A 25,268-nucleotide genomic window follows, 5' to 3' on the forward strand; every position below is an offset into this window, starting at 1 on the left:
ACAGGGAGACGACAACTTGGCCTTTGCAATCGATCCGGTTTCCATCGCTATCGGTGCCCTTCTGGGCAGTATTATCGCGGCATCGCTGGTAAAGGCGATGAGCGGCGGTATCAAGGCCAGGCTGGATTATGCCGAGACCGAGCGGCAGCGTCTCGAAGGTGAGGTGGACAGCCTGCAGGCGGCCAATACCCAGCTTGAGGCCCGCAATGCCGAACTCCGTGCGCAGGCCGAGGCCCGGCAGCAGGCGTATGAGGAATCCCGCAAGAACATGACCGATACCTTCGAGGCTCTGGCGGGCAAGGCACTTGCCGGGAGTACCGAGAAGTTCCTGCAAACCGCCGAGGAACGCTTCAAGCGTTTGACCGAGGTGAGCGGCGGTGATCTGGAAAAACGGCAAGAGGCTATCGCGGCACTGGTCAAGCCGATGCAGGAGAACCTCGGCCAGATGCGTGAGCAGCTGACCCAGCTCGAAAAGGACCGCCACGGTGCCTATTCCGAGTTGAAGGAACAGGTGAAAAGCATGGGCGAGCAGCATCAGGTGCTGCGCGAGGAAACCCTCAAGCTGAACAACGCTCTGCGCAATACCAAGCATCGCGGCAACTGGGGCGAATTGCAGCTCCGCAATGTGGTCGAGATGGCCGGTATGCTGTCCCATGTGGATTTCAGCGAGCAATCCAGCATGGAGAGCGATGAAGGTCGCCTGCAGCGCCCGGACATGGTGGTTAAACTGCCGGGTGGCCAGCGTATTGCCGTCGATGCCAAGGTGCCGCTGGAGGCGTTCCTGAAGGCGGCGGAACACCCGGAAGAGGCTGCGCGCTATCACAAGGAGCATGCCGATGCGGTGGCCAAGCATGTGAAGGATCTGGGCAGCAAGGGCTATTGGAAAAAACTCGATTTCAGCCCGGAATTTGTCGTGCTGTTCATGCCCGGTGAGCATTACTTCTCAATCGCCCTCGATCACCGTCCGAACCTTATACAGGAAGGCATGGACAATCATGTGATTATCGCGACACCGACCACGCTGCTGGCGCTGCTCCGCGCCGTACATTTCGGCTGGCGGCAGGAGAGCATTGCCGATAATGCCCGCAAGATAGCCGAGCAGGGCAAGGTACTCTATGACCGTATCGGCAAAATGGCTGGGCATCTGAACAAGGTCGGCAAGGGGCTGAACAGCGCCATTGGTGGCTATAACGATTTTGTTGCCTCGGTCGAAAGCCGTGTCCTGCCCGCCGCGCGCAAAATGGCGGAGCTGCAGGCACCGAGCGACAGCGATGGCGACAAAACCATCAGCCTGTCCCCGGTCGAGGGCACCAGCCGCGTGCTGAGCGCACCGGAAATGACCGAAGACGCGCCAGAAACCTGACCTCAAAACGAGTGGGAAACAGGCTGGGTAAGCCCGTGTAAATCCGGCTAGCCCTTGACCTTGTCGCAGGATTGGTTAAGTCCAAGGGCAAATACCGATATCGATAACCTGTCAGCCGGACTAACCCATGGCCATCCTACCAATCGTGACCGTTCCCGACCGCCGCCTGCGCGTGAAATGTGATCCGGTGAAGGAAGTCACCGACGCGCATCGCCGCCAGCTCGATGACATGCTCGAAACCATGTATGACGCGCCGGGTGTTGGCCTCGCCGCCCCACAGGTCGGGATCATGGAGCGGATGCTGGTGCTCGATCCGGCAGAAAAGGACGAGAAACCGCAGCCATACAAGATCATCAACCCGGTGATCACATGGTCGTCGGAGGAACTGGGCAGCTATAACGAGGGCTGTCTGTCGATCCCCGAGCAATATGCCGATATCGAACGCCCGGTGGCGGTGAAGGTGAAATATCTCGATGAGACCGGCAAGGCCCATGAGATCGATGCCGATGGCTTCCTCGCCACCGTGATCCAGCACGAGATTGACCACCTCGATGGCGTGCTGTTTGTGGATTACCTCTCCAGCCTGCGCCGCAACATGCTGGTCAAGAAGGCGCAGAAATATATCAAGCAACAACAATCTGCTGCTGGCTAACCCGATCGGACCGGAGCTGTTATGCGTCTAGCCTTCATGGGGACACCGGATTTTTCGGTTACTGCCCTGACCGCGCTGATCGAGACGGGGCACGAGATTGCCTGCGTCTATTCCCAGCCACCACGCGCCGCCGGACGCGGCCATAAGGAACGGCCATCGCCGGTGCATCAGGCCGCCCTCGACCACGGCATTGAGGTACGCACGCCGAAAAGCCTGCGCGATGCCGATGTGCAGGCCGAGTTTGCCGCGCTTGATCTCGATGTGGCGGTGGTTGTTGCTTATGGCCTGATTCTGCCGCAGGCCATTCTTGATGCGCCGAAGCACGGCTGCCTGAACATTCATGCTTCACTGCTGCCGCGCTGGCGCGGGGCCGCACCGATCCAGCGGGCGATCGAGGCCGGGGATGCGGAAACCGGCGTTACCATCATGGCGATGGATGCCGGTCTTGATACCGGCGATATGCTGCTGATCGGCAGCACGCCGATTGCCGACAGCGACGATGCCGGCAGCCTTCATGACCGCCTGTCGGATATGGGCGGCACGCTGATTGTCGAGGCGCTGACGAAGCTTGAGGCTGGCCAGTTGCCGCCGACACCGCAGCCGGAAGCGGGCGTTACCTATGCCGCCAAGTTGGACAAGGCCGAGAGCCGTATCGACTGGACGCAACCGGCGGATGTGATCGCCCGACGCATCCGCGCCTTCCGTCCATGGCCCGGCACCACGGCGGAGCTGGAAGGGCAGGTGGTCAAGGTTCTGGCCGCTGGTATTGTGGGCGGGCAGGCATCGGCACAACCCGGCACCATTCTGGCAAAAGACCCGGTCATCGCCTGTGCTGCGGGCACCGCGCTGCGGCTGGAGAAGCTGCAGCGTCCGGGCAAATCCGCCGTTGATGGTGCGGCGTTCTGGAACGGTGCCAAAACCCTCGCCGTCGGTGATGTGCTGTCATGACCCTGCACAATCAGCCGGATCAGCCGAACCCTGACAATTCACCGATGCAGCGCTGGAAGCTGACGGTTGAATATCATGGCGGACCGTTCGTCGGCTGGCAGAAACAGGAGCACGGCGTCAGCGTTCAGGGCGTGATTGAGGATGCGATGGCGAAATTCCTCGGCCATCCGCCGCCGGTCTATGTCTGTGGCCGGACCGATGCCGGGGTACATGCGTTGGCACAGGTCGCCCATGTGAACCTGCCTATCCGCTATTCCGCCAAGGAAGTACGCGACGCCACCAATTTCCACATGAAAGAATGGCCGGTCGCGATCGTGACGGCAGAGGCGGTGGACGACCATTTCCATGCCCGGTTGTCGGCGGTCGGTCGCGCCTATCGCTACCGTATCCTGAACCGCCGGGCACGGCCGGGCCTTGATGCCGGGCGGGTCTGGCATATCCCGGTGGAGCTGAATGTCGAAGAGATGGCAAAGGCGGCGAAACACCTGCTAGGGCATCATGACTTCACCAGCTTCCGTGCCAGCCATTGTCAGGCGAAGTCACCGATGAAGACGCTCGACAAACTCGATATTACCCGCGTCGGTGACGAGATATGGGTTGATGTCGCGGCCCGATCCTTCCTGCATCATCAGGTGCGCAACATGACCGGTACGCTCCGCGATGTCGGTTGGGGTACGATCACTGCCGATGACATGAAGGATATCCTCGAGGCAAAGGACCGCTCCGCCGCCGGCCAAACCGCCCCCTCCGACGGCCTCTACTTCATGCAGGCGTTTTACGAGGATTAAGGTGGGCCGTTACCCGCCACCCTGGCGCAGGGCGCCGAGGGCGAAGCCGCCGATCATGATCGACAGAATGGTTTCGAGCACGATCAGGGCAAGCGCCAGCGACCAGTGGATCTGCAGCGCTGTGCGATAGCCGAACCACTGATAGACCAGCAGCATCCAACTGACGGTGATCACCGCGATCCGGGCGGCATCAAGGGTGACAAGCCCGATCAGGTTGAGGAACAGCGGCAGCAGGACAACCATCATCCGCACCACCAGCATCCAGTTGAACACCTGCACGAAGCGGCTGAAATAGCGGCCATGCTCCATGATCCGCATGATCTCCCGTACCACGACGAGGAACAGGGTCCATTTGACGATCTGGGCCAGCAGGTTGACGCCGATCCAATGCGCCATATGGCTGCCGCGCTCGGCCTCGGTCGCGGTAAAGGCCATGATGAAGGTATCGGGATCGGCCCCGAACGGGGTCAGCGGGCGGAGCATGGCAAGGGCGATGAAGCCCATGAGCATCAGCGGCAGAACCTGCAGGAACGACCGGCGGGCCGCCGCATCCGTGCCCTTGAAGAACTGCACCCCATCCGCCTTGAACCCGGCCAGCCGAAGGGCACCCAGTAAGGACAGGCGCGGTTCGGCATCTCGGTACATCAAGAGTGACCTTCCGGTTTGTTCGGGTGCTGTATCGGGCCGACGCTATCGCTGGGCGTTGTTCATCAGGGCCTGAAACGTCTCGGGATCAGTCTGCGCTGCAAGCAGGGGTACGGTCAACGCGAGTATGACCTCGAGCATCACGATAAGCGCCGCCTCGAAGCCGTGATTGTCGAGCGCGGTCTTCATGGTGAAGAACAGATAGATGAGGCTGTAGCCGAGGATCAGCAGTTGCAGCATGCCGACACCGGCAGCGGCGGCACCGCCCGCAACCAGCAGCAGTGGCAGCAGTTCCAGCGCCTTGCGCCAGAACATGGTCCAGTTATAGGCGGCAAGGGCGGTATGGAAACGGTGGCCAAGCTCGGCCCGTGTCAGCACCGCTTCCATCAGCACGAGCAGGCCAAGCCATGAGATCACCTGACCGATGGCAAGCAGGGCTGCGGCCTTGAGGGCGGCGGTATCGTCGATTGTCCCCTCAGACCCCTCGGTTGCTGCGGTCTCCATGCCGGTAGCGCTCATCAGGGAGAAGATCACCATCGACATGATCAGGTAATAGATCATCAGCGGCCAGATCACCTTGAACGAGGCGCGCGCGCTGGCAATGCTGCCATCGAAGGCACCGAGGCCGCGCTTGTCGAACCGGGCCAGCATCAGGGCGCCGCGTAAACTTTCAGCCATACCAATCATCGGGTGTCTGCTCCGGAAACAGCGAAAAATTCCTGCAGGATTGCATGGTACACATCGGCCAGTTGCAGCAGATCGGCAGTGGGCACGCGCTCATCAACCTGGTGCATGGTATCGCCGACCAGACCGAACTCGAATACCGGACCGTAATGGGTCACAAACCGGGCATCGGAGGTACCGCCACCAGTGGTCATCTCCGGCATGCGCCCGGTCTTGGCGGCAATCGCCTTGCGGGCTGCCTCGATTACCGGGCCGGGTGCGGTGAGGAACGGATGGGCCGTTGCCTTCAGCGACAACTCATAGGCAACCCCGACGCTGTCGAGACGGCGTCGCAACTCTGCCTCAAGGCTGTCTGCGGTATGCCGGTCATTGAACCGGCTGTTGAACACGGCGGTGCCACGGGCCGGAATCACATTCGAGGCCGGGTTGCCCACATCGATGGTGGTCAGTTGCAGGGTTGATGGCTCGAAATGCTCGGTGCCGTCATCCAGTGGCTCGGCAATCAGGGCATTCAGCAGGCGCACCAGTGGATGCAGTGGATTATCGGCCCGGTGTGGATAGGCGGCATGGCCCTGAATGCCGGTCACGGTAAGGGTGCCGGTCATGGAGCCGCGTCGCCCGATCTTCATGACATCGCCCAGATGCTCGATGCTGGTCGGCTCACCGACGAGGCATAAATCGAAGCCTTCGCCCTGTTCGGCCATCCATTCCAGAACCTTGGCAGTACCGTTGACGCCGGGGCCTTCCTCATCGCCGGTAATCAGCAGCGAGATCGAGCCTTTATCTGCCGTGCCATCCTCAACCGCGCGGGTGAGGGCTGCGAGGAAGGACGCGATATTGCCCTTCATATCAACAGCACCGCGACCATAGAGAATACCGTTGTCGGTGATTTCTGCGCTGAATGGTCCATGCTGCCAGTCGGCATCATTGCCCGGCGGTACCACATCGGTATGTCCGGCAAAGCAGAAGGCCGGGCCGTCGCTGCCACGGCGGGCGTAGAGATTGTGGACTGCCTCCGCACCCTCTCCGAAGGTCAGCCGGGTTACGGTGAAACCGAGTGGTTCCAGTGCCTTCGCCACCACATCGAGCGCACCATCATCAACCGGGGTCACGGACTGACACCGGATCAATGCTTGCGCCAGCGCAATCGGATCATGGGTCGTGGCAGGGCTGGACATGGGTGATTATTCGATACCGCGCAGCAGGTCGTTGATGCCGACTTTCGAGCGGGTCTGCTCATCCACGGTCTTGACGATAACGGCGCAGTAGAGGCCGGGGCCGGGGCTGCCATCGGGCAGGGTGCGACCGGGCAGGGTGCCGGACACAACCACCGAATATGGCGGCACGCGACCGCGATGCACTTCGCCGGTCTCGCGGTTGATGATCTTGGTCGAGGCACCGAGATAGACGCCCATGGAGATAACCGCGCCGCGACCGACGATAACGCCTTCGACCACCTCTGAGCGGGCACCGATGAAGCAGTCATCCTCGATAATCACCGGATTGGCCTGCAGCGGTTCGAGCACCCCGCCAATACCGGCACCACCGGAGAGGTGAACATTGCGCCCGATCTGGGCACAGGAGCCGACGGTGGCCCATGTATCAACCATAACGCCGCTGCCGACATAGGCACCGATATTGACGAAGCTCGGCATCAGCACTGCGTCTTTGGCGATATAGGAACCATGGCGGACAATCGCCCCCGGAACGGCACGGAAACCGGCCTGTACGAAATCCTTCTGCTCCCAGCCCATGAACTTGGACGGCACCTTGTCGAACCAGTTGGCGCCATCGGGGCCGCCGGTGATGGTTTTGGTCGGGTTCAGGCGGAAAGATAGCAGTACCGCCTTCTTCGCCCATTCATTGACCTGCCAGTTGCCACCTGCCTGTGAACCAGACGGTTCGGCAACGCGCAGACTGCCATCATCGAGAGCGGCCAGCGCTTCCTCTACCGCCTGACGGACCTCGCCGGTGGTATCGGCATTGACCTGATCGCGCTTGTCCCAGGCGTTGTTGATTATTGTCTGCAGTTTACTCATGGCGTGCGGCTTTTCAGTCGGGCGTGTGGGTATGGGAAGGGTCGGGGAAATCCCGTTAGCGAGCGCAACATGGGATGCCCGGCGGCACAAGTCAATCGGAAGCGGTGCCCGCTTTTGCCGCGACGGCGGGAAACAGGCTTTCAAGCCAGTCCGAGAGGTCGTCGATCACGCAATCGACGTAATCCGGCACCTCTTCCATGCCCGGCAAAGTATGGTGATGGGCGTGTTCATGGCTTTCGCGCAGCCAGACCGTTGTCATGCCGCGTGCCGCAGCCGGTTTGAGGTTGACGACCATGTCCTCGACCATACAGGCGGTCTCCGGGTTAACCTTGTGGTCGCTCAGAAACCGGTCAAAAGCTTGATCGGCGGGTTTCGGGGCATAATCGGCGGCGATAATGTCGAAGATGCCGTCGAAATGATGGTTGATGGTCAGCCGTTCCAGAATGCGCTCGGCATAGGGCGTCGTGGCGTTGGTATAGATCACCTTGCGCCCCGGCAATTGGTGCAACGCCTCGTTGAGCCAGGCTGCTTCCTCGATCACGCTCAGGTCGATATCGTGGACAAAGCTCAGATACTCGTGGGGATCGATGCCCTTCTCGACCATCAGCCCGCGCAGGGTGGTGCCGTGCTTGCGGAAATAGTCGCGCTGCAACTGCCGTGCCGCATCGGCATCCAGCCCGAAGCGGTCGGCGATGAAGGAGCCCATGCGCTTGTGTACCTGAACGAAGACACCATCACGGGCGGAATAGAGCGTGTTGTCGAGGTCGAAAACCCAGGTGTCGATATGGTCGAAGCTGGTATCGGCTGACATGGCTCTCTGCCTCTGGTTGTTCGGTGTACTCACTGACTGATCACTGTCGACGTCGGGCGCGGAGCGCGGTCGTCAAGGTGCCGTCATCAAGATAATCCATTTCGCCGCCAACCGGGATGCCGTGGGCGAGGCGGGTGACCTCGACATTGGCATCATGCAGTTGCTCGGCGATGTAATGGCCGGTGGTCTGGGCGTCGACGGTGGCGTTGAGGCCAAGGATCACCTCGGTTACCTCCGCATCATGGGCACGGGCGATCAGCTTGGGTATGCCGAGGTCTTCCGGGCCGATCCCGTCAATGGCCGAGAGCGTGCCGCCGAGCACGGCATAGCGGCCCTTGAATGCACCGGTCCGCTCAATCGCCCAGAGATCGGCAACCCCGGCCACGACGCAAATCTGGCTTCTGGTGCGCTCGGTGTCGGCGCAGATGGCGCAGGGATCGGTGGTATCGAGATTGCCGCAAATCTGGCAATCGCGGATGGCGTCAGCCGCATTGAGGATCGCCTGACCCAGTGGCCGCATCAGGCTGTCGCGCCGCTGCAGCATGGCAAGGGCCACGCGCCGTGCGGAACGCGGGCCGATGCCGGGCAGACGGCCCAGCATCAGGATCAGGTTTTCAAGGGCACCAGCGGCCATGATGTCCAGCGGCCTTTACGGTATCAGAACGGCAGGTTCATGCCCGGTGGCAGACCCATCTGTTTGGCGAAGTCCTGCATCCGGGTCTGCATTTCCTGTTCGGCCTTGCCGCGCGCCTGATTGATGGCGGCGACGAGCAGATCCTCAAGCATTTCCTTGTCATCGGGATCAATGATGGATTTGTCGATGTCGATCTTGCGGGCCTCGCCCTTGCCGGTCAGGACGACCTTGACGGCACCGCCACCGCTCTCGCCGGCGACTTCCATCTGTTCCATCTCTTTTTGCATTTCGGCCATCTTGGCCTGGGCCTGTTGGGCCTGCTTCATCATCTGCTGAAGGTTTTTCATGATCTTCTGCTTGTCGGTTGGGGGACGGTTATTGGTTCGGGTTATCAGAACTCGGGGTCATCATCATTGAAGCCCGGGTCTTCCGGGTCGAATGGTACATCGTCGGATATATCACTGCTGAAACTCTCGCCAGCAGAAAAACCCGCTATCTCCGGTTCGTTGAGATTGTCGATCACCATGCTCACATCGGGAAAGGCTGCACGGATGGCGGCAACGATCGGATGCCGGGACAGCTCCTCGATCTCGGCGGCTTCCTGTTGCTTTTCCTGTTCGCGCACCGGTTCGGCACCGGCCTTGTTGACCAGTTCGATCACCCATGGGGTGCCGGTTGCCTCGGTCAGCAGCTGTGACAGCTTGTAACCCTGTGTCGGGGAAATGCCGACTTCGTCCTGCAGCTCGATCCGGCCCTGCTCGAAATTTACTACGCGGGCATCGAGTTTCAGCTCGGCAAAGAGGGTAAGTTCTTTCTGCTGCCGGACGACTTCCAGCGCATCCTCAAAGGAATTCAGTGCGATCGCGGCGGCCGGTTGGGCGGCTGGCTGTGGTGCAGTCTGTGGTGCGGTTCGGGGCGCTGCCGTCTGGGGCATTGGCCGTGGCTGTTGCGGTACAACCGACAGCGCGGCATTACCGCTTGTCGCGGCCACGGATGGCGTCGGGCGGGTCGGCATGCCGGGCGATACTTGTGCCGCATGGCGCGAGTTCTGGTTGGCGCTTGGACCGCCACTGGTCGGCGCGCTGCCACCGCTGGCGGCGCCGCTGGCACCGCTGGCGGCGCCGCTGGCACCCTCGCTGTCTTTCAGTTTCTTGATCAGATCGCTCGGGTCGGGCAGACCGGCGGCATGGCACAGGCGCAGAATGACCATCTCGGCAGCCATGTGGGGCTGCGGTGCCCGTTGCACCTCGTTCAGCCCGGCCATCAGGATTTGCCAGATGCGGGTCAGTGCCGGCATTGCCAGCTTGCCTGCCAGCGCACTGGCGCGGGTGGCTTCTGCTTCCGGAACATCAGCACCCTTCGCAGCGGTCGGGACCAGCGCACAGCGGGTGATGAAATGGGTCAGGTCGAGCAGGTCCTGAATAACCGTGGTCGCCTCGGCCCCGGCATTATGCAGGGTGCCATATGTGGCAATCGCGCGCTCGGCATCGGCTTCGATGATTGCTTCGATCAGATCGAAAATCAGTTGCCGGTCAGCGAGGCCAAGCATACCGCGCACGTCCTCGGCGGTAACCGTCTTGCCATCACCGAGGGCAATCGCCTGATCGAGCAGGCTGAGGCCGTCACGGACCGAGCCATCGGCAGCACGGGCAACCAGTGCCATGGCTTCCGGTTCAACGGTGACGTTTTCCTGCTCCGCAATGCCCTTGAAGTGGTCGATCAGCATTTCCGCCGGGACGCGACGCAGATCAAAGCGCATACAGCGCGACAGCACGGTCACCGGCACCTTGCGGATTTCGGTGGTGGCGAAGATGAAAATAACGCTCGGTGGCGGTTCCTCAAGCGTCTTCAGGAGCGCGTTGAACGCGCTCTTCGACAGCATGTGAACCTCATCGATGATGTAGACCTTGTACCGTGCCTCGGTCGGGGCATAGCGCGCGCTGTCGATCACTTCGCGCATGTCATCGACGCCGGTATTCGACGCCGCATCCATCTCGATCACGTCTACATGGCGGCCCTCGGCAATCGCCTTGCAGACCGGGCAGTCATCGGTGGGGCCGACGGTCGGCTCGCCCTTGCCATCGGGGCCGATATAGTTGAGGGCACGGGCGATCAGCCGCGCGGTGGTGGTCTTGCCGACACCGCGCACGCCGGTCAGCATATAGCCGTGGTGTATACGACCCGAGGCAATCGCGTTACGCAGGGTGCGGACCAGCGCTTCCTGACCGATCAGGGTGTCGAAACTCTGTGGGCGGTATTTGCGTGCAAGAACCCGGTACCCGGCCTGATTGCTGGTTTCTGGCAGTTCTAGGCCGGGGAATGCAGCATCCATGAGGTTGATCGGGTCCGTGGACATGACAGGCAGAAGTGGAAGACTGGACAGACGACCCGGAGCGAACTCGTTACGGCTGCTTCCTTCCGGACCTGACCGGGTTGGCGAGGGCACCGCCCGTCGCCAGCCTTCCATGCCTCAATAGAGTGATTCAGCACGGTAAAGACAAGAGGCAATATGCGGTTTTTTTGAAAAACAGCGCCGGTTTCCTGAATAACCGAAGATTGATCCCGGATTTGTCGACCGCCTGTCCGGTTTCTGATAAAGCACAAGCCATCATGACCATGACCCTCAGCAACCAGCGCCCGCACAATCTGTACAGTCATCCGTCACTGGACCGGATGGCGGTGAAGCGCCGTGACCAGCAGTTTTATGCCAAGCGGCTTTATGCCGGTAAGACCCGGTTGGTTCCGGTCTGGCGCGGCAAGGTGTTCGTTGAACGGATGCCGGAGGGTGCCCGCGATGCGGCCAGCCCGGTCTATATATCGCCGCAGGTGGAGTGGTGGCCGGAATATGCTGCGAGCGCACCGATCCTGCTCGGTGAGGCGTCAGGTCTGGCCGAGGTCGGTGATGTGGATGCCGTAACCTATTTTGCCATCGACCTGTCCCAGATACCGGACCCGGAAGCGTTTGGCCCTTTGCGTGATCTTGGCGTCTTTGTCGATCTGCGCCGGGCCGGGCCGATCATGGATGGCGCGGAGGCTGCCTTGCTCGCCTATGCCAAGGGCATGACCGCATGGCATCGGCAGCATAAGTTCTGCGGTGTCTGTGGTGGGCCAACGGCCATGCGCGAGGCCGGATTCGTCCGCGCCTGCCTTGATCCGAACTGTACCGAGAACGGGCCGACCCTGCATCACCCGCGCACCGATCCTGCCGTTATCATGCTGGTCAGTGACGGTGACCGCTGCCTGCTCGGGCGGGGCAAGAACTTCCCCGAGGGCATGTATTCGACGCTGGCCGGGTTCGTGGAACCGGGCGAAAGCCTTGAGGATGCGGTGGCCCGGGAAATTCACGAAGAGGTCAATGTCCGGGTCGGCAATATCCGCTACCACTCATCCCAGCCATGGCCGTTTCCCGGTTCAATCATGGTCGGTTTCTATGCTGAGGCCGAGACCACGGATATTACCATTGATCCAAACGAAATTGCTGATGCGGGTTGGTATGAGCGCGACTGGCTGCTGGAACGACAGCACGCCCATGATGAGGATAACCCGGCACCCTTCACCCTGTCGCGCCCCGGCTCGATCGCCCGGCGGCTGATCGATGACTGGCTGTTCAAGAAGGCCTAGTCGCTTCGGTTCTGGTAGCGATAGGGATGGGCTTCATAAACGCCCATGATGTTCAGCTCGGCAGCAAAAAAATTCAGCTCTTCCAGCGCCAGTGCCACCAGCCGGTCGTCGGGGTGCCCCTCGATGTCGGCATAGAACTGGGTGGCGACGAAATCGCCGTTCAGCATGTAGCTTTCCAGCTTGGTCATGTTGACCCCATTGGTGGCAAAACCGCCCAGCGCCTTGTACAGCGCAGCCGGAATATTGCGGACCCGGAAGACAAAGCTGGTGACGATATTCGGCGTGATCTCGACCATGTCGTCGGCAGAGGGCAGTGAACCGACATTCTCGTCCTTGGTCATGATCACGAAACGGGTGGTGTTGTGATCGGCGTCCTCGATATCAGCGGCGATAATCTCCAGCCCATAGGTCTCGGCGGCAAGGCTGGAGGCGATAACCGCACGGTCGCGCTGTTTGCCTTCCGCGAGCATGGCTGCCGATCCGGCGGTGTCAGCCTCGATAACCGCGGTTGCACCCAGCTCGGCGATGATCTTGCCGCATTGACCGAGGGCATGGACGTGGCTGTGCACGGTCTTCACGTCCTCAGGCTTCACGCCGGGCATGGCCAGCAGCTGGTGCCGCACACGGGCGAAATGTTCGCCAATAATCTTGAGACCACTGCCGGGGATCAGGCGGTGAATATCTGCGACCCGTCCGGCAATCGTGTTCTCGATCGGGATCATGGCGAGCCGCGCGCGACCTGAAGTCACCGCGTTGAACATATCCTCGAATGACCGGCAGGGCAGGGTGGTCATCTCGGGAAACCGCTGCCGGCAGGCCAGATCGGAATAGGCACCGAGGGCACCCTGAAATGCGATGGTTTGATCAGGCTGGGAGGCAGGTTTGGACATGATGGCAATGACGTTGCGGTGGGCTGCGCCGGATAGGCGCAAAATCAAGGGGAGTATTGTCTAACCCTGCCTCGGGCCGGGGACAAGCACCCTGTCGCACCGCAACGTCATTTAATCAGTTAGTGCCGATTTCCCGATTCACGCATGGGCGAGCATATCCGAATAGCGCATGCTGCTGAGGTAATAGTCGGCATCGACCCCGCCATTGGAATCATCACCATTCATCAGATGTTCTCCCATGATGAGGTTGGCGGTGCGTGCCATGCGTTTTTTGAGAGTGCCGGGGCGGACCGGCAGTACGGCAAAATCAGCAATATTCAGGCTTCTCAGCTTTTTGAGCTGTTTCAGCGTTACGGCCGAACTGACAATGCTGACCGGGATATTCCACGCATAGACATACTTGAATACCTTGCTCATGGAGGTGCCGAGATCGGCTACTTTCCGGGGCATGAAGATCATCAGCAGATGGCAGTCAACCGATCGCATCATGCCTTCGAGTTGGTCTATATCGGTGCAGTAATAGGGATGTACATCATCCGACCGCTCGATAATCGATTGGGCCAGGGAGAAATGTTCCAGATTGGGAATATAAACAACGGCTCTCAGCATTCGGGGGGCTCCATCTGCAAGCTGTTACATCACGTCCTGTGAAAAACGCCGGATTGGTGTAAATGGTTTCCGAAAACCGTCGCTTGCCCTCGCTTTTTGTTTGATGGGATTTAATCAGTTTATGGTCGATCATCCGATTGATCGGTGCTCAAGTCCCGGATCATCAGGTTCAACAGGAAGGCGGTATCGGTTATCGCGTCCTCCGGGGTGGTCATTCGTACCAGTTTTGCTGCGGAAACTGCCAGTATCTCAGGTGTCAGCTTCATCCAGATGGTACAATACCGGATGCCTGTTGCTGGCAGGGGATCACCGCAGCGATAGCCTTCGAGTTGCCCTTCCGATACTGCTTGCGAAATCACTTCCTCATTAAAGTAGCTCAAGGATGGTCGCGGCAAACCATCCGGTCGCACATAGAATTGGATGATCGTCGGCTCTGTTCGTGCAAGAGCGGCACAATAGGCTTCAGCATGAGCCGGGACCGGTACTGCCTTGCAGGTTACCGGCTGCATCTTGCGCCATGAATTATACGGCAGCCATATATGCGAGATATCAATGGCCTTTCGTCCGCCATCAGTAGCGTCGCACAGGGTTTTGACCTTCGGTTTGTTGCCGACCCAGCTGCCGTAAGAACCTTCCCATGCCTGTTCTGGTGCGCCATCGGCTGTTGTCGACCTGAAGCCGATCTCGCGCGGTATGGCAAGGTTCAGATCGCCTATGCGCACTAGGGCTCTTTGAGAACAGGCGGTATCAGGCACCCTCTGTCGCTCCAGAAAAATTCCAGAGATAACGATTGCCGGGATTACAGCCACCAAGGCGGTTCCGATGCCGGTTGATATATGGCGCGAGATCACACCCCATATTGTGCCGGCCATCAGGGCGGCAGCCGTCAAGAGACCGAGATGAAAGGCGATATTCATCGTATATCCATCCAGTCCCAAATGGATGGCGATTGGCCAAGGCCATAGCAGGCCAAGTAGAAAAAGCGGGACCAGATATCGGGTGCGCAAGCGCCCGCGTATGGCCGTTAGCAATGATATGCCCGCTGTGAAAATGACTGCACTCAGAAGAAACAGGGTGTCTTCATGAAACGGAAACATGGCAATTGTTATAGCTTGGAATATGTCGCGTTTCGATTTGTATTCGCATGTGAACCGAGTAAACCGGATTTGCCAGTCAAAAAACGTGCCCGGCATCAGGCCATCCGACATGCGCGGGCATGCCATATGCGGCGATATATATCCCCTGTTAATGATTTTGACGCTTGATTGATGGCGGCGGTTTTGCTTGATGGTGCCCAGCCGAGACATTCTTGACCATCGACAACCGGCAAAACGCTGACTAAGTTCGGCTGGCCAAGAGGCATTCCAGCATTCCGCGTACCCCGCGTCTTACAGGTTTTACGATGAACAGCATCGAGTTTAACAAGATTTTTGCGGCCGTTCTGACCGCCTGCCTCGTCGCCATGATGGCGAGCTTTATTTCGCGCAAGATTGTGCATCCGGAGCATCCGCACGAATCCGCGCTCGAGATCGAAGGTGTTGAACGGGCCAGTGCCGATGCCGGCCCAACTGGCCCTGAGCCGATTCTGGCCATGCTGGAAACTGCCGATCCCGCCGCTGGTGAAGGTCTGACCCGTGCCTGTGCCGCCTGCCACACCTTTGAGCAGGGTGGTGCCAACAAGGTTGGTCCGAACCTCTATGGCATCGTCAATGCCCATAAGGCGCATCTCGACAGCTATTCTTATTCCAGCGCCATGGCCTCATTCGGTGGTGAGTGGACCTATGAGGAACTGAACAAGTTCTTCTATAAGCCGAAGGATTATGTTGCCGGTACCAAGATGAACTATATCGGCCTCAAGGATCCTGAGGACCGTGCCAATCTGATTGCCTATCTGCGCACCCTGAGCGGCAGCCCGGCACCACTGCCTGATCAGGCCCGCATTGATGCCGAGAAAGCTGACCTTGGCTACGATCAGGTTGCTGAAGGTGGCGAGGAAAGCGCTGAGGCTGCAACCGATGGTGATGATGCGACTGCAGAAGCTCAGCCTGAAGAGGCTGCCGGTGAAGAAACCGACGCTGGTGAAGCGCTGGAAGAGGCCGGTGAGGCTGCTTCCGAGGCTGGCAATTCCGCGCTTGAGGCGATCAAGGATGCTGCCCGTGCTGCGGATGAGGCAATTCAGGATGGTGTGACCGGTGCCGCTGATGCGGTCCGTGACGCCACCGAGTAAGAGTACCGTTCACTAGGTTTCAGGTGCTTTTCCGGGCACCGGTATGATGGCTTATGACTGCGATTGATGTCTGTCCCGCGCATTTGGTAGCACTGGCCGAAAATATGGCCGAACGGGCGCGTGATGTGGTTCAGCCGTTCTGGCGTACCGGTACCCAGGTTGATCACAAGGCTGATAACAGCCCGGTAACCCAGGCCGACCGTGCCATCGAAACGGCGCTGCGTGGCATGATTGCTGCCGAGCGGCCCAATGACGGTATCTGGGGCGAGGAGCATGGCAGTGAGCGGCTCGATGCCGAATGGGTCTGGGTACTCGATCCTATAGACGGTACGCGGGCGTTTATTTCCGGTCTGCCAACTTTCGCGACCCTGATTTCCCTGCTGCATAACGGCAAGCCGGTGCTTGGTCTGATTGATCAGCCGATTACCGGTGACCGCTGGCTCGGTGCTGCCGGGCGCACCACGCTGTTCAACGGCCAGAAGGCGGTTACCCGCCGCTGTCGCAGTCTCGACAAAACCCACCTCAAGGCCACATCCCACGAGATGTTTCAGGGCGCAGATGCTGCCCTGTTCTACCGCCTGACCCAGGCGGTGCAGCTTACCTCCTATGGTGGTGATGCGCTGAACTACGGCCTGCTGGCTGCCGGTTTCCTCGATCTGGTGGTCGAGGCATCCATGCATCCCCATGACTTCATGGCACTGGTGCCGGTTGTCGAGGGTGCTGGCGGGTTGATTACCGACTGGTCAGGCAATCCGCTGACTATGGAAAGCGATGGCCGTATTCTGGCGGCAGCCGACCGCACCGCCCATGGCGCGGCGCTGGCGATTCTCGGCGGCTGATCGGCCCGATTCCCGGTTTTGAGAGCCGGAAGCCGCACATTTCACACTACAATGTGGACCAATCCGTCGCTATTGCCCGGTTATCCCGATCATATGCCAAATATATCATCGGGTTTGATTGGCGTTGCCGCGTTCACGCCCTATTCTAGGTTAATCATTGTGCGTTGATGTTCGATCAACCGATTTTCTCATGGAATGACTGTGTTTTCGCCCATGCTGCCAGCCCTGTCCCGCGCATTACGTTTCTCGGCCACTGTTTCCATCCTGCTGTTTACAGCCCAGACTGCACTGGCGGAAAACTATGTCGGCCATGCCGTTTCCAAGGGCGAGCCACCGGCCTATGGCCCGGATTTCAATCACTTCGATTACGTCAATCCCGATGCGCCCAAGGGCGGGACGGTGAAGCTCGGCGCGGTCGGTGGTTTCGATAGTCTCAACCCCTTCATCATCAAGGGGCAGGCAGCGGGCATCAGCAGTTTGCTCGATACCGGTTTTGTCTATATGGCCCTGACCGAGCGGGGTGAGGATGAAGTCTTCGCCCAATATGGCGGTCTGGCCCGGACCATCGAATATCCGGAAGACTATTCGTGGGTTGCCTTCGAGTTGCGGCCCGAGGCTGTCTGGCATGATGGCGAGCCGATCACCGCCGAGGATGTGGTCTGGACCTTCAACACATTGCGCGAGGTCGGTCACCCGATCTATGCCAGCTATTATGCCGATGTGGACACGGTGACGGCAGAGAGCGAGCGCCGGGTCAAGTTCCAGTTCAAGCGCGCAGGTAATGGCGAGCTGCCCCTGATCATGGGCCAGCTGCCGATCCTGCCGAAACATTACTGGACCGCTGAGGACCGTAATCTCGGCGATACCACGCTGGAGCCACCGCTCGGCAGCGGCCCGTATCGTGTGGCCACGGTCGACAGCCCGCGTTCGGTGACGCTTGAGCGGGTCGAGGACTGGTGGGCAGCTGATCTGCCGGTGTTCAAGGGACAGTATAATTTCGACCGCATCGACATCGATTATTACCGCGATGCCAATGTCCAGCTTGAGGCATTCAAGGGTGGGGCACTGGATTTCCGGGTGGAGAATACCGCGCGCAACTGGGCAACCGCCTATGACATTCCGGCGATCAAGCGCGGTGATATGCTCAAGGAACAGATCGAGCATGATTTGCCGCAGGGCATGCAGGCCTTCTCGTTCAACCTGCGTCGTCAGATATTTCAGGACATCCGCGTACGCCAGGCTCTGATTGAGCTGTTCGATTTCGAGTGGATGAACAAGACCATCTTCTATGACAGCTATACCCGCACCGACAGCTATTTCGAGAACTCGGAACTGGCTGCAGAAGGGGCACCGTCCGAGGCGGAGCTGGAAATCCTGACGCCGCTGCAGCAGAAGTATCCCGACTATGTGCCGGCAAGCGTTCTGAGCGAACCTTACAAGGTGCCGGTCAGTGACGGTTCCGGGCGTGATCGCTCCATGACCCGCAAGGCACTGAGCCTGCTCAAGCAGGCGGGCTATACGCTGCAGGATGGCAAACTGCTCGACAAGGACGGCAAGCAACTCGGTTTCGAGATGCTGATCAACTCGCCTTCCTTTGAGCGGATCGTGCTGGCCTACAAACAGACGCTGGAGCGGGTCGGCATCAATCTGAATATCCGTGTGGTCGATACCGCCACCTATCAGCGGTTGGTTGATGACTTCGATTTCGACATGATCTCGACCGTGTTTGGTCAGTCCCTGTCACCGGGCAATGAGCAGCTCGAATTCTGGGGTACCGCTGCGGCCGACCATCAGGGCAGCCGCAACGTCAATGGCATTAAGAACCCGGCGGTTGATGAGCTGATCGACCTGATTATCACCGCGCCGGACCGGCAGGCGCTGATTACCCGTACCCGTGCTCTCGACCGGGTGCTGCTGGCTAATCAGTACAATATCCCGGCCTGGCATTTGCCGGCGTTCCGTCTGGTTTATTGGAACCGTTTTGGTCATCCGGAGAAACAACCGAGATATGGTGCGCCGGGCCTGTTGACTCGCTGGTGGATCGATGCCGACAAGGCCGCTAGCATCCAGACCGATCTGAAGCGCTGAAGGTCTGACGGTTAATGCTCGACTATATCATCCGCCGTGTGGCCCTGATCCCGATCACCCTGCTGGGCATCATGCTGGTCAGCTTTGTCATGACCCAGTTCCTGCCCGGTGGCCCGATCGAACAACTTGCTGCCCGGCTCGAAGGCACTGATGTTGGTGCCACGGCACGGGTCTCGGGTGAGGCGACAACCGATCTCGGCACCGGTGGTGGCGGTGAGGGCGGTTCGCTCTATCGTGGTGCCCGTGGCCTACCTCCGGAACTGATCGAGCAGCTTGAACGCGAATATGGCTTCGACAAGCCACCGGTTGAGCGGTTTCTGTTGATGATGGGCCGCTATGCCCAGTTTGATTTCGGCGAAAGTTTCTTCCGCGACCGGCAGGTGGTCGACCTCGTGATCGAGAAACTGCCGGTGTCCATTTCGCTCGGTCTCTGGACCACGCTGCTGACCTATCTGGTCTGCATTCCGCTCGGTATCGCCAAGGCAGTGCGGGACGGCTCGCGCTTCGATGTCTGGTCCAGCGCCATCATCATTGTCGGCTATGCGATCCCGAGTTTCCTGTTCGCGATCCTGCTGATCATCGTCTTTGCCGGTGGCCAGTATTTCGATCTGTTTCCGCTCAGGGGACTGACCTCGCCCAACTGGGATGAACTCAGCCTCTGGGGCAAGGTGGTGGATTATGCCTGGCACATGACCCTGCCGCTGGTCGCACTGGTTATCGGCGGGTTTGCCAGCCTGACCATGCTGACCAAGAACTCGTTTCTGGATGAGATCGGCAAGCAGTATGTCACCACCGCACGGGCCAAGGGGCTGGTGGAAAAGCGTGTGCTCTACGGCCACGTATTCCGCAATGCCATGCTGATCGTCATTGCCGGTTTCCCCGGTGCCTTTATCGGCATTCTGTTTACCGGCGCGTTGCTGATCGAGGTGATCTTCTCGCTCGACGGTCTAGGCCTGCTCGGTTTCGAGGCGATTGTGAACCGGGATTACCCGATTGTGTTTGCCACGCTGTATTTCTTCTCGTTGCTGGGGTTGGTGATCCATCTGATCAGTGACCTGACCTATACGCTGGTCGATCCGCGCATTGATTTTGAGGGGCGGTAAGACACGGCTATGGCACTTTCCGACCGCATCTTCAAAAGCCCGATCGCCCGGCGGCGCTGGCATAATTTCAAGGCCAACCGCCGTGGCTACTGGTCGGCGATCATCTTCACCATCCTGTTCGTCGTGACCCTGTCGGCAGAGGTTGTAGCCAATGACAAGCCGCTGCTGATCCGCCATGACGGGCATTTCTACATGCCGGTTTTCAAGGTTTATACCGAGACCGATTTCGGTGGTGAGTTCGAGATCGAGGCGGATTACCGCGATCCCTATATTGCCGATCTGATCAATGAGAACGGCTGGATGATCTGGCCGCCGATCCGGTTCTCCTACGACACCATCAATTACGACATCGAAGGCTCGGTGCCGTCGGCACCGACGGCGGAAAACTGGCTCGGCACCGATGATCAGGGCCGGGACGTGATGGCGCGGGTAATCTATGGTTTCCGCCTGTCGGTGGTGTTCGGTGTGGCGCTGACCATTATCGGGTCGATCATCGGCATTCTGGTTGGTGCCTGTATGGGCTTTTTCGGCGGGCTGACCGATCTGATCGGCCAGCGGGTCGTCGAGATATGGCGCTCGCTGCCCAGCCTCTATGCGCTGATCATCCTGACCAGCTTCCTGGCGCCCAGCTTCTGGACCCTGTTGCTGGCCATGGCGCTGTTTGCTTGGTTGTCATTGATTGATGTGGTGCGCGCCGAGTTCCTGCGGGCACGTAATTTCGACCATGTGAAGGCCGCACGAGCGCTGGGTGTCACCGATGGCGTGATCATGATCCGCCATGTGCTGCCCAACGCGATGATCGCCACCATTACCTTCATGCCGTTCATCCTGTCCGGGGCCATTACCGCCCTGACCAGCCTCGATTTCCTCGGCTTCGGTTTGCCGCCCGGCTCGCCGTCGCTGGGTGAATTGGTGGCGCAGGGCAAGAACAACCTGCAGGCACCATGGCTCGGCTTTTCAGCCTTCTGTTCGCTGGCCAGCATTTTGATCCTGCTGACCTTTGTCGGTGAGGCGGTACGCGATGCCTTCGATCAGCGCAAGGCCGCACCACCACCGGCAAAACAGGTCGGTCCGGAAGCCAAAAAACTGGCCGAGCAACAGGCGACAAAATCCAACCCGGCCCAAACCAATCAGGCAGGGGAGATAGCAACCCAATGAGTGATGTGTTGACCCAGCCGGAAGCCACTACCGGCAGTGCCGAGCCCTTACTGTCCATTCGCGATCTCGCGGTCAGTTTCGGCGGTACCGAGGCCGTGCGCGATGTGGATTTCGACATCTACCCGGGCGAGACGCTGGCGCTGGTCGGCGAGAGCGGTTCGGGCAAGTCGGTGACCGCGCTCTCGGTCCTGCAGTTGCTGCCCTATAATGTCGCCAGCCATCCGCGTGGGTCGATCAAGTATCGCGGGACAGAGATTATCGGCGCGCCGCAGCGGACCCTGCGCGGGGTGCGTGGCAACCAGATTTCCATGATCTTTCAGGAGCCGATGACCTCGCTCAACCCACTCCACACGATCGAGAAACAGATTTCCGAAGCGCTGTTCGTGCACAAGGGCATGGGCCGGGCGGCGGCGCGGGCACGGGTGATCGAGTTGCTGGAGCTGGTCGGCCTGCCGCGCCTGACCAAGCGCCTCAATGCCTATCCGCACGAGCTTTCTGGCGGGCAACGTCAGCGGGTGATGATCGCCATGGCGCTGGCCAATGAGCCAGACCTGCTGATTGCCGATGAGCCGACCACCGCGCTCGATGTGACGGTGCAGGCGCAGGTGCTGAACCTGCTGAAGGATCTGCAATCACGCCTTGGTATGGCGATCCTGTTGATTACCCATGACCTCGGCGTGGTGCGCAAGGTGGCGGATCGGGTCTGTGTCATGAATCAGGGCGAGATTGTTGAGGCGGGCAAGCTGCCGGAAACCTTCGATGCGCCACAGCATGCCTATACCAAGCGGCTGCTCGATGCCGAACCGAAGGGGCAGGCACTGGCCTTCAACGGTGATGCCGCACCGATCATGGCGGCCGATAACCTCAAGGTCTATTTCCCGATCCGCAAGGGCGTGATCAAGCGCACGGTGGATCATGTGAAGGCGGTCGATGGCATTCCGGTCTCTGTGCGACCGGGTGAGACCGTCGGCGTGGTCGGCGAGAGCGGCTCGGGCAAGACCACATTGGGTCAGGGCTTGCTCCGGCTGGTCGACAGTGAGGGCGCAATCCGGTTTCAGGGCAAGGATATTCAAGGGCTGAGCCGTTCGGAAATCCGCCCGCTGCGGCGTGAGATGCAGGTGGTGTTTCAGGACCCCTATGGCAGCCTATCGCCACGCATGTCGGTGTCGGAGATTATTGCCGAGGGCGTGCGCCTGCACAAACTCGCCGGATCAAAGGCCGAGGAAGACCGCATGATCGCCGAGGTGCTGCAGGAGGTCGGGCTCGACCCCGAAACCCGGCACCGCTATCCGCATGAATTCTCCGGTGGTCAGCGCCAGCGTATCTCCATCGCCCGCGCCATGATCCTGAAGCCGAAATTCGTCGTGCTCGACGAGCCGACCTCGGCGCTCGATATGTCGGTGCAGGCGCAGATTGTCGACCTGCTCCGTGACCTGCAGGCGAAACACGATCTCGCTTACCTGTTCATCAGCCACGATCTGAAGGTGGTGCGCGCCCTGTCCAACTCGGTCATCGTGATGAAGGATGGCAAGGTGGTCGAGCAGGGCCCGGTTGACCAGATATTCGATGCCCCCCAGACCGATTACACCAAGGCCCTGATCAAAGCCGCCTTTGATATCGAGGCGGTACATGAGGAAGCCGTCAGCAGCTGATTGCCCGTGCGCTGATCTGCTGCCTTCTGGGGTAATTGATATTGCCTGAGAAATAATTGCGAATGATTCGCATTTTCATATTGAACTGATTTTCCGACAGGAGTATCAGCGCGTCCAGTCATAACGCCACATCACTGGATCGAGGCCACAATGTTCTCCCGGTTCCTCAAGCAAAAAAGCAGCAAGACCCTGTCCGTCGAGATCATGGGGGTAATTGCCGGTACCCGTTCACTGGGCGATCCCGAGAAACGCCGGGGCAGTGATCCGAACCGGGCGGCTGACAAGCTGTTGCGTCAGATTGATACAACGCTGGAGCGGGAAGGCTATACCACCGAGCCTGACATCAAACGCTTCCTTGAAATGTCGAAATACGGGTTGCGTTCGCTTGCGTCGATCCCGAGCAGTATCGGCGAGGATATTCGCCTGAAAAATCCGGAACATGGTACCGACCCGCTGGTCCGTCTGCGGCGGGCAAACCCGGAATGGCTGCGCAAGCTGCAGGCATTTCAGGGCAGCATGAAGCCCGAGGCGGAAGCTGTTTTCGAGCGCCACTTCAGCCGCGAGGCTGACCAGCGGATCAGGGATGCCAGAATGCAGGCGCTTGATGATCTCAGCCGCAAGGAACCGAAGGTTGAGCTGCAGATCAAGCTGAACGGCTGAGTGTCTCTCCTCTTATTGCTCCATTCCTGACGAAAGAATGATCCCATGTTCACCAAGTTTTTGCGCAAAACCGACAGTGAAACCCTGACCCTTGAAGTGATTGGTCTTGCGACCGGTGTGAAGGATTTCGACCTCACCGGCATGCCCGGCAGCTGGGCCAGTGCAAAGGCAGCGCGCTACGCAAAGGACATTCGCACCATGCTGCGGCGTGAGGGCAAGGCGCTGGACAGTGACCAGCGCAGCTTCCTGAGAAATGCCGAGCGGCAACTGGAAAGCCTGTCAAAGACCCCGGACAGCATCGGTACCGGCAAGTTCCGTGAGGCAGTCCTGCAAATAGGACTGACGGAATCCCACTTCCCGGTTCAGGAGCACCGGGAGAACCCGGAATGGCGGCGTCAGCATGACCGGTTCCGGCAGGCACTGGCGGTCGAGGCCGGCAAGGTGTTCGACAAGCTGTACAGCGATGATGCGGTCAGCCGGGTGATCGCGGCGACCGACGGCGCAGAGGCCCGCCTGACCCGCGAAGACCCGATCGTCGCCCTCAAAAAGGCACTGTAAGGCTGGTCGATCAGGGTTTGGTTACGACCGCTGCATGCATCTCGTGGCGTAATTCAAAACCCAGTGATTGATAGAGACTGCGCGCCGCCGTGTTGGTTTCCCATGCGTGGAGAAACGGTATGTCGCCACGCGCCTGAATGCCCGCTGCCACATGCGCCGATAGTCGTCGGGCAAAGCCCTGCCCTCGGAAATCGGGGTGTGCGCAGACGGCGCTGACTTCGGTAAAACCCGGAAAGCGCATCCTCTCCCCCGCCATTGCTGCAAGGCGACCATTGATCCTGATGCCATAATAATTGCCCATGGTATGGGTTCGGGGTTGGAATGGTCCCGGATTGGTCAGTGCCGTCAGTTCCAGCATCTCTGGTACATCATCATCGCCAAGTAGGTGAAATTCAGCAGCGTCATCTGGCGTCGATATGGGCTTTTGCAGAACCATTTGCACGCAGAGTGCTGCCATTTCCACTGTCAGTTCGGGCGGCAGTTTCACCGGATCGGCCTGCAGAAAGTACACTTTCTCGCGCTGCTTGATGATCGTATCCAGTGCAGCAATCGCAGCTTCGCTGTCATCGCGAGCGCAAGCAAACAGGTTGACGTCCGGCATAAAGCGCCGTGCCAGATCGTTGCCGATCGCCGAGTTCTTATGATGGTTGTTGAGCGTTGACCAGACCGGTCGGTCAAGTGACGTCAGATCGACTGTATCGCGTTCAGAGTGCTGCATGATCAATGTCCCCTGATTGATGAGCGCTGGCACGGGTTGCAATTGATGCTGCATCCAGCGCTGTTTCGAGCGTGGATATCTGCTCAAGCAATGAGCCGGACAGGTTCTGGCAGGCTTCTGCAACTGCAGCTTCGATATTCGGCCATATTTGCTGTGTGGCATTTGTCATCATGTCCTGACCCTTTGCGGAGAGCCGGACCATTCGGATCCGCCGATCCCGTGTGTCGGGTTCCGAGTGCAGATAGCCGCTGGCCTCGAGCTTGCTGACCGATCGGGTGATGCCGGGCTGGGCCATGCCAAGGGCCTCGGCAATGTCACCGATATTGAGCGGGCCCATGCGGTCAAGTACCGACAGTACCGGCAATTGTGCTGCAGGAATTGTTATGCCCCGTTGGGATAGATAAGCCTGAGTATCTGTCTGCAATCTTTCCGCCAGGCGCTTCAATCGGCTGCCCAGAACAAGGTGCCCAAGTTCCTTGAGAGTGTCTTCCATACCGACATGCCCATACCCAGTTATATATCCTGTTATATAAATGTGTATGACCGCTGTGATGCAAGCGTTATATGCACCAGAGCAGACC

26 protein-coding genes and 1 other RNA gene are annotated in these 25,268 nt (G+C 59.5%); 13 read left to right on the forward strand and 14 right to left on the reverse strand.

From position 1 onward, the window contains the following. Positions 1-16: 16 nt before the first annotated feature. The 4 genes from CBB62_12235 to CBB62_12250 all read left to right on the forward strand — a co-directional run bounded on the left by CBB62_12235 (position 17) and on the right by CBB62_12250 (position 3,751). A complete protein-coding gene (locus CBB62_12235; protein OUT39174.1) occupies positions 17-1,363 on the forward strand; it encodes a hypothetical protein in 1,347 nt (448 codons plus the stop codon). 127 nt (positions 1,364-1,490) lie between these two features. Further along, on the forward strand, positions 1,491-2,015 hold the full coding sequence (locus CBB62_12240) for a peptide deformylase (GenBank protein OUT39175.1): 525 nt from the start codon (positions 1,491-1,493) through the stop codon (positions 2,013-2,015). A 21-nt stretch (positions 2,016-2,036) separates the two neighbouring features. Further along, positions 2,037-2,963, forward strand: a complete 927-nt coding sequence (locus CBB62_12245) for a methionyl-tRNA formyltransferase (GenBank protein ID OUT39176.1) — start codon at positions 2,037-2,039, stop codon at positions 2,961-2,963. Positions 2,964-3,007: 44 nt separating this feature from the next. Next, positions 3,008-3,751: a tRNA pseudouridine(38-40) synthase TruA gene (locus tag CBB62_12250; protein OUT39795.1), complete on the forward strand. Its 744-nt coding sequence runs from the start codon at positions 3,008-3,010 to the stop codon at positions 3,749-3,751. 9 nt (positions 3,752-3,760) lie between these two features. On the opposite strand, the gene CBB62_12255 is transcribed toward CBB62_12250, so the two are convergent. The 9 genes from CBB62_12255 to ffs form a co-directional block, all read right to left on the reverse strand. Next, positions 3,761-4,396, reverse strand: coding sequence for a hypothetical protein (locus CBB62_12255; GenBank protein OUT39177.1), 636 nt, complete (start codon positions 4,394-4,396; stop codon positions 3,761-3,763). 45 nt (positions 4,397-4,441) lie between these two features. Next, on the reverse strand, positions 4,442-5,083 hold the full coding sequence (locus tag CBB62_12260) for a hypothetical protein (protein OUT39178.1): 642 nt from the start codon (positions 5,081-5,083) through the stop codon (positions 4,442-4,444). After that, complete coding sequence (locus CBB62_12265) at positions 5,080-6,258, reverse strand: succinyl-diaminopimelate desuccinylase (GenBank protein OUT39179.1); 1,179 nt, start codon at positions 6,256-6,258, stop codon at positions 5,080-5,082. The genes CBB62_12260 and CBB62_12265 overlap by 4 nt, the downstream gene beginning before the upstream one ends. A 6-nt stretch (positions 6,259-6,264) precedes the next feature. Then, a complete protein-coding gene (locus CBB62_12270) occupies positions 6,265-7,119 on the reverse strand; it encodes a 2,3,4,5-tetrahydropyridine-2,6-dicarboxylate N-succinyltransferase (GenBank protein OUT39180.1) in 855 nt (284 codons plus the stop codon). Positions 7,120-7,210: 91 nt separating this feature from the next. Next, positions 7,211-7,930, reverse strand: coding sequence for a pyrimidine 5'-nucleotidase (locus tag CBB62_12275; GenBank protein OUT39181.1), 720 nt, complete (start codon positions 7,928-7,930; stop codon positions 7,211-7,213). A 40-nt stretch (positions 7,931-7,970) separates the two neighbouring features. Beyond that, positions 7,971-8,564, reverse strand: coding sequence for a recombination protein RecR (locus CBB62_12280; GenBank protein ID OUT39182.1), 594 nt, complete (start codon positions 8,562-8,564; stop codon positions 7,971-7,973). Positions 8,565-8,587: 23 nt separating this feature from the next. Next, on the reverse strand, positions 8,588-8,911 hold the full coding sequence (locus CBB62_12285) for a YbaB/EbfC family nucleoid-associated protein (GenBank protein OUT39183.1): 324 nt from the start codon (positions 8,909-8,911) through the stop codon (positions 8,588-8,590). A 44-nt stretch (positions 8,912-8,955) separates the two neighbouring features. After that, a complete protein-coding gene (locus CBB62_12290) occupies positions 8,956-10,896 on the reverse strand; it encodes a hypothetical protein (GenBank protein ID OUT39796.1) in 1,941 nt (646 codons plus the stop codon). A gap of 35 nt (positions 10,897-10,931) precedes the next feature. After that, positions 10,932-11,028, reverse strand: an RNA gene (ffs, locus tag CBB62_12295) — signal recognition particle sRNA small type. Between the two features lie 152 nt (positions 11,029-11,180). Here ffs and CBB62_12300 point away from each other — a divergent pair. Then, a complete protein-coding gene (locus CBB62_12300; protein ID OUT39797.1) occupies positions 11,181-12,185 on the forward strand; it encodes a hypothetical protein in 1,005 nt (334 codons plus the stop codon). Here the strand turns inward: CBB62_12300 and CBB62_12305 are convergent. The 3 genes from CBB62_12305 to CBB62_12315 form a co-directional block, all read right to left on the reverse strand. Further along, positions 12,182-13,075 (reverse strand): prephenate dehydratase, encoded by an 894-nt coding sequence (locus tag CBB62_12305; GenBank protein ID OUT39184.1) that lies wholly within the window; start codon positions 13,073-13,075, stop codon positions 12,182-12,184. The genes CBB62_12300 and CBB62_12305 overlap by 4 nt on opposite strands. A gap of 138 nt (positions 13,076-13,213) precedes the next feature. Next, positions 13,214-13,684: a hypothetical protein gene (locus tag CBB62_12310; GenBank protein OUT39185.1), complete on the reverse strand. Its 471-nt coding sequence runs from the start codon at positions 13,682-13,684 to the stop codon at positions 13,214-13,216. A 119-nt stretch (positions 13,685-13,803) separates the two neighbouring features. After that, positions 13,804-14,892, reverse strand: coding sequence for a hypothetical protein (locus tag CBB62_12315; GenBank protein OUT39186.1), 1,089 nt, complete (start codon positions 14,890-14,892; stop codon positions 13,804-13,806). 194 nt (positions 14,893-15,086) lie between these two features. Between CBB62_12315 and CBB62_12320 the strand changes: the two genes are divergently transcribed. The 8 genes from CBB62_12320 to CBB62_12355 all read left to right on the forward strand — a co-directional run bounded on the left by CBB62_12320 (position 15,087) and on the right by CBB62_12355 (position 23,969). After that, a complete protein-coding gene (locus CBB62_12320) occupies positions 15,087-15,911 on the forward strand; it encodes a hypothetical protein (protein OUT39187.1) in 825 nt (274 codons plus the stop codon). Positions 15,912-15,964: 53 nt separating this feature from the next. Continuing rightward, complete coding sequence (locus tag CBB62_12325) at positions 15,965-16,750, forward strand: histidinol-phosphatase (GenBank protein ID OUT39188.1); 786 nt, start codon at positions 15,965-15,967, stop codon at positions 16,748-16,750. Positions 16,751-16,963: 213 nt separating this feature from the next. Further along, positions 16,964-18,838: a hypothetical protein gene (locus CBB62_12330; GenBank protein ID OUT39189.1), complete on the forward strand. Its 1,875-nt coding sequence runs from the start codon at positions 16,964-16,966 to the stop codon at positions 18,836-18,838. Between the two features lie 14 nt (positions 18,839-18,852). Continuing rightward, on the forward strand, positions 18,853-19,941 hold the full coding sequence (locus CBB62_12335; protein ID OUT39190.1) for a microcin ABC transporter permease: 1,089 nt from the start codon (positions 18,853-18,855) through the stop codon (positions 19,939-19,941). A gap of 9 nt (positions 19,942-19,950) precedes the next feature. Beyond that, positions 19,951-21,099 carry an ABC transporter permease gene (locus CBB62_12340; protein OUT39191.1) on the forward strand — a complete coding sequence of 383 codons (1,149 nt, stop codon included), beginning with the start codon at positions 19,951-19,953 and terminating at the stop codon, positions 21,097-21,099. Then, positions 21,096-22,751, forward strand: coding sequence for a microcin ABC transporter ATP-binding protein (locus CBB62_12345; protein ID OUT39192.1), 1,656 nt, complete (start codon positions 21,096-21,098; stop codon positions 22,749-22,751). Before CBB62_12340 ends, CBB62_12345 begins: the two co-directional genes overlap by 4 nt. Positions 22,752-22,901: 150 nt before the next feature. Further along, complete coding sequence (locus tag CBB62_12350; GenBank protein ID OUT39193.1) at positions 22,902-23,411, forward strand: hypothetical protein; 510 nt, start codon at positions 22,902-22,904, stop codon at positions 23,409-23,411. Positions 23,412-23,456: 45 nt separating this feature from the next. Then, positions 23,457-23,969, forward strand: a complete 513-nt coding sequence (locus tag CBB62_12355) for a hypothetical protein (protein OUT39194.1) — start codon at positions 23,457-23,459, stop codon at positions 23,967-23,969. Between the two features lie 10 nt (positions 23,970-23,979). On the opposite strand, the gene CBB62_12360 is transcribed toward CBB62_12355, so the two are convergent. Then, positions 23,980-24,687: a GNAT family N-acetyltransferase gene (locus CBB62_12360; GenBank protein ID OUT39195.1), complete on the reverse strand. Its 708-nt coding sequence runs from the start codon at positions 24,685-24,687 to the stop codon at positions 23,980-23,982. Further along, positions 24,674-25,180 carry a hypothetical protein gene (locus CBB62_12365; protein OUT39196.1) on the reverse strand — a complete coding sequence of 169 codons (507 nt, stop codon included), beginning with the start codon at positions 25,178-25,180 and terminating at the stop codon, positions 24,674-24,676. Before CBB62_12365 ends, CBB62_12360 begins: the two co-directional genes overlap by 14 nt. Positions 25,181-25,268: the final 88 nt, after the last annotated feature.

Origin of the sequence: Micavibrio sp. TMED2 (assembly GCA_002168225.1) — a bacterium.
Taxonomy (GTDB): domain Bacteria; phylum Pseudomonadota; class Alphaproteobacteria; order TMED2; family TMED2; genus TMED2.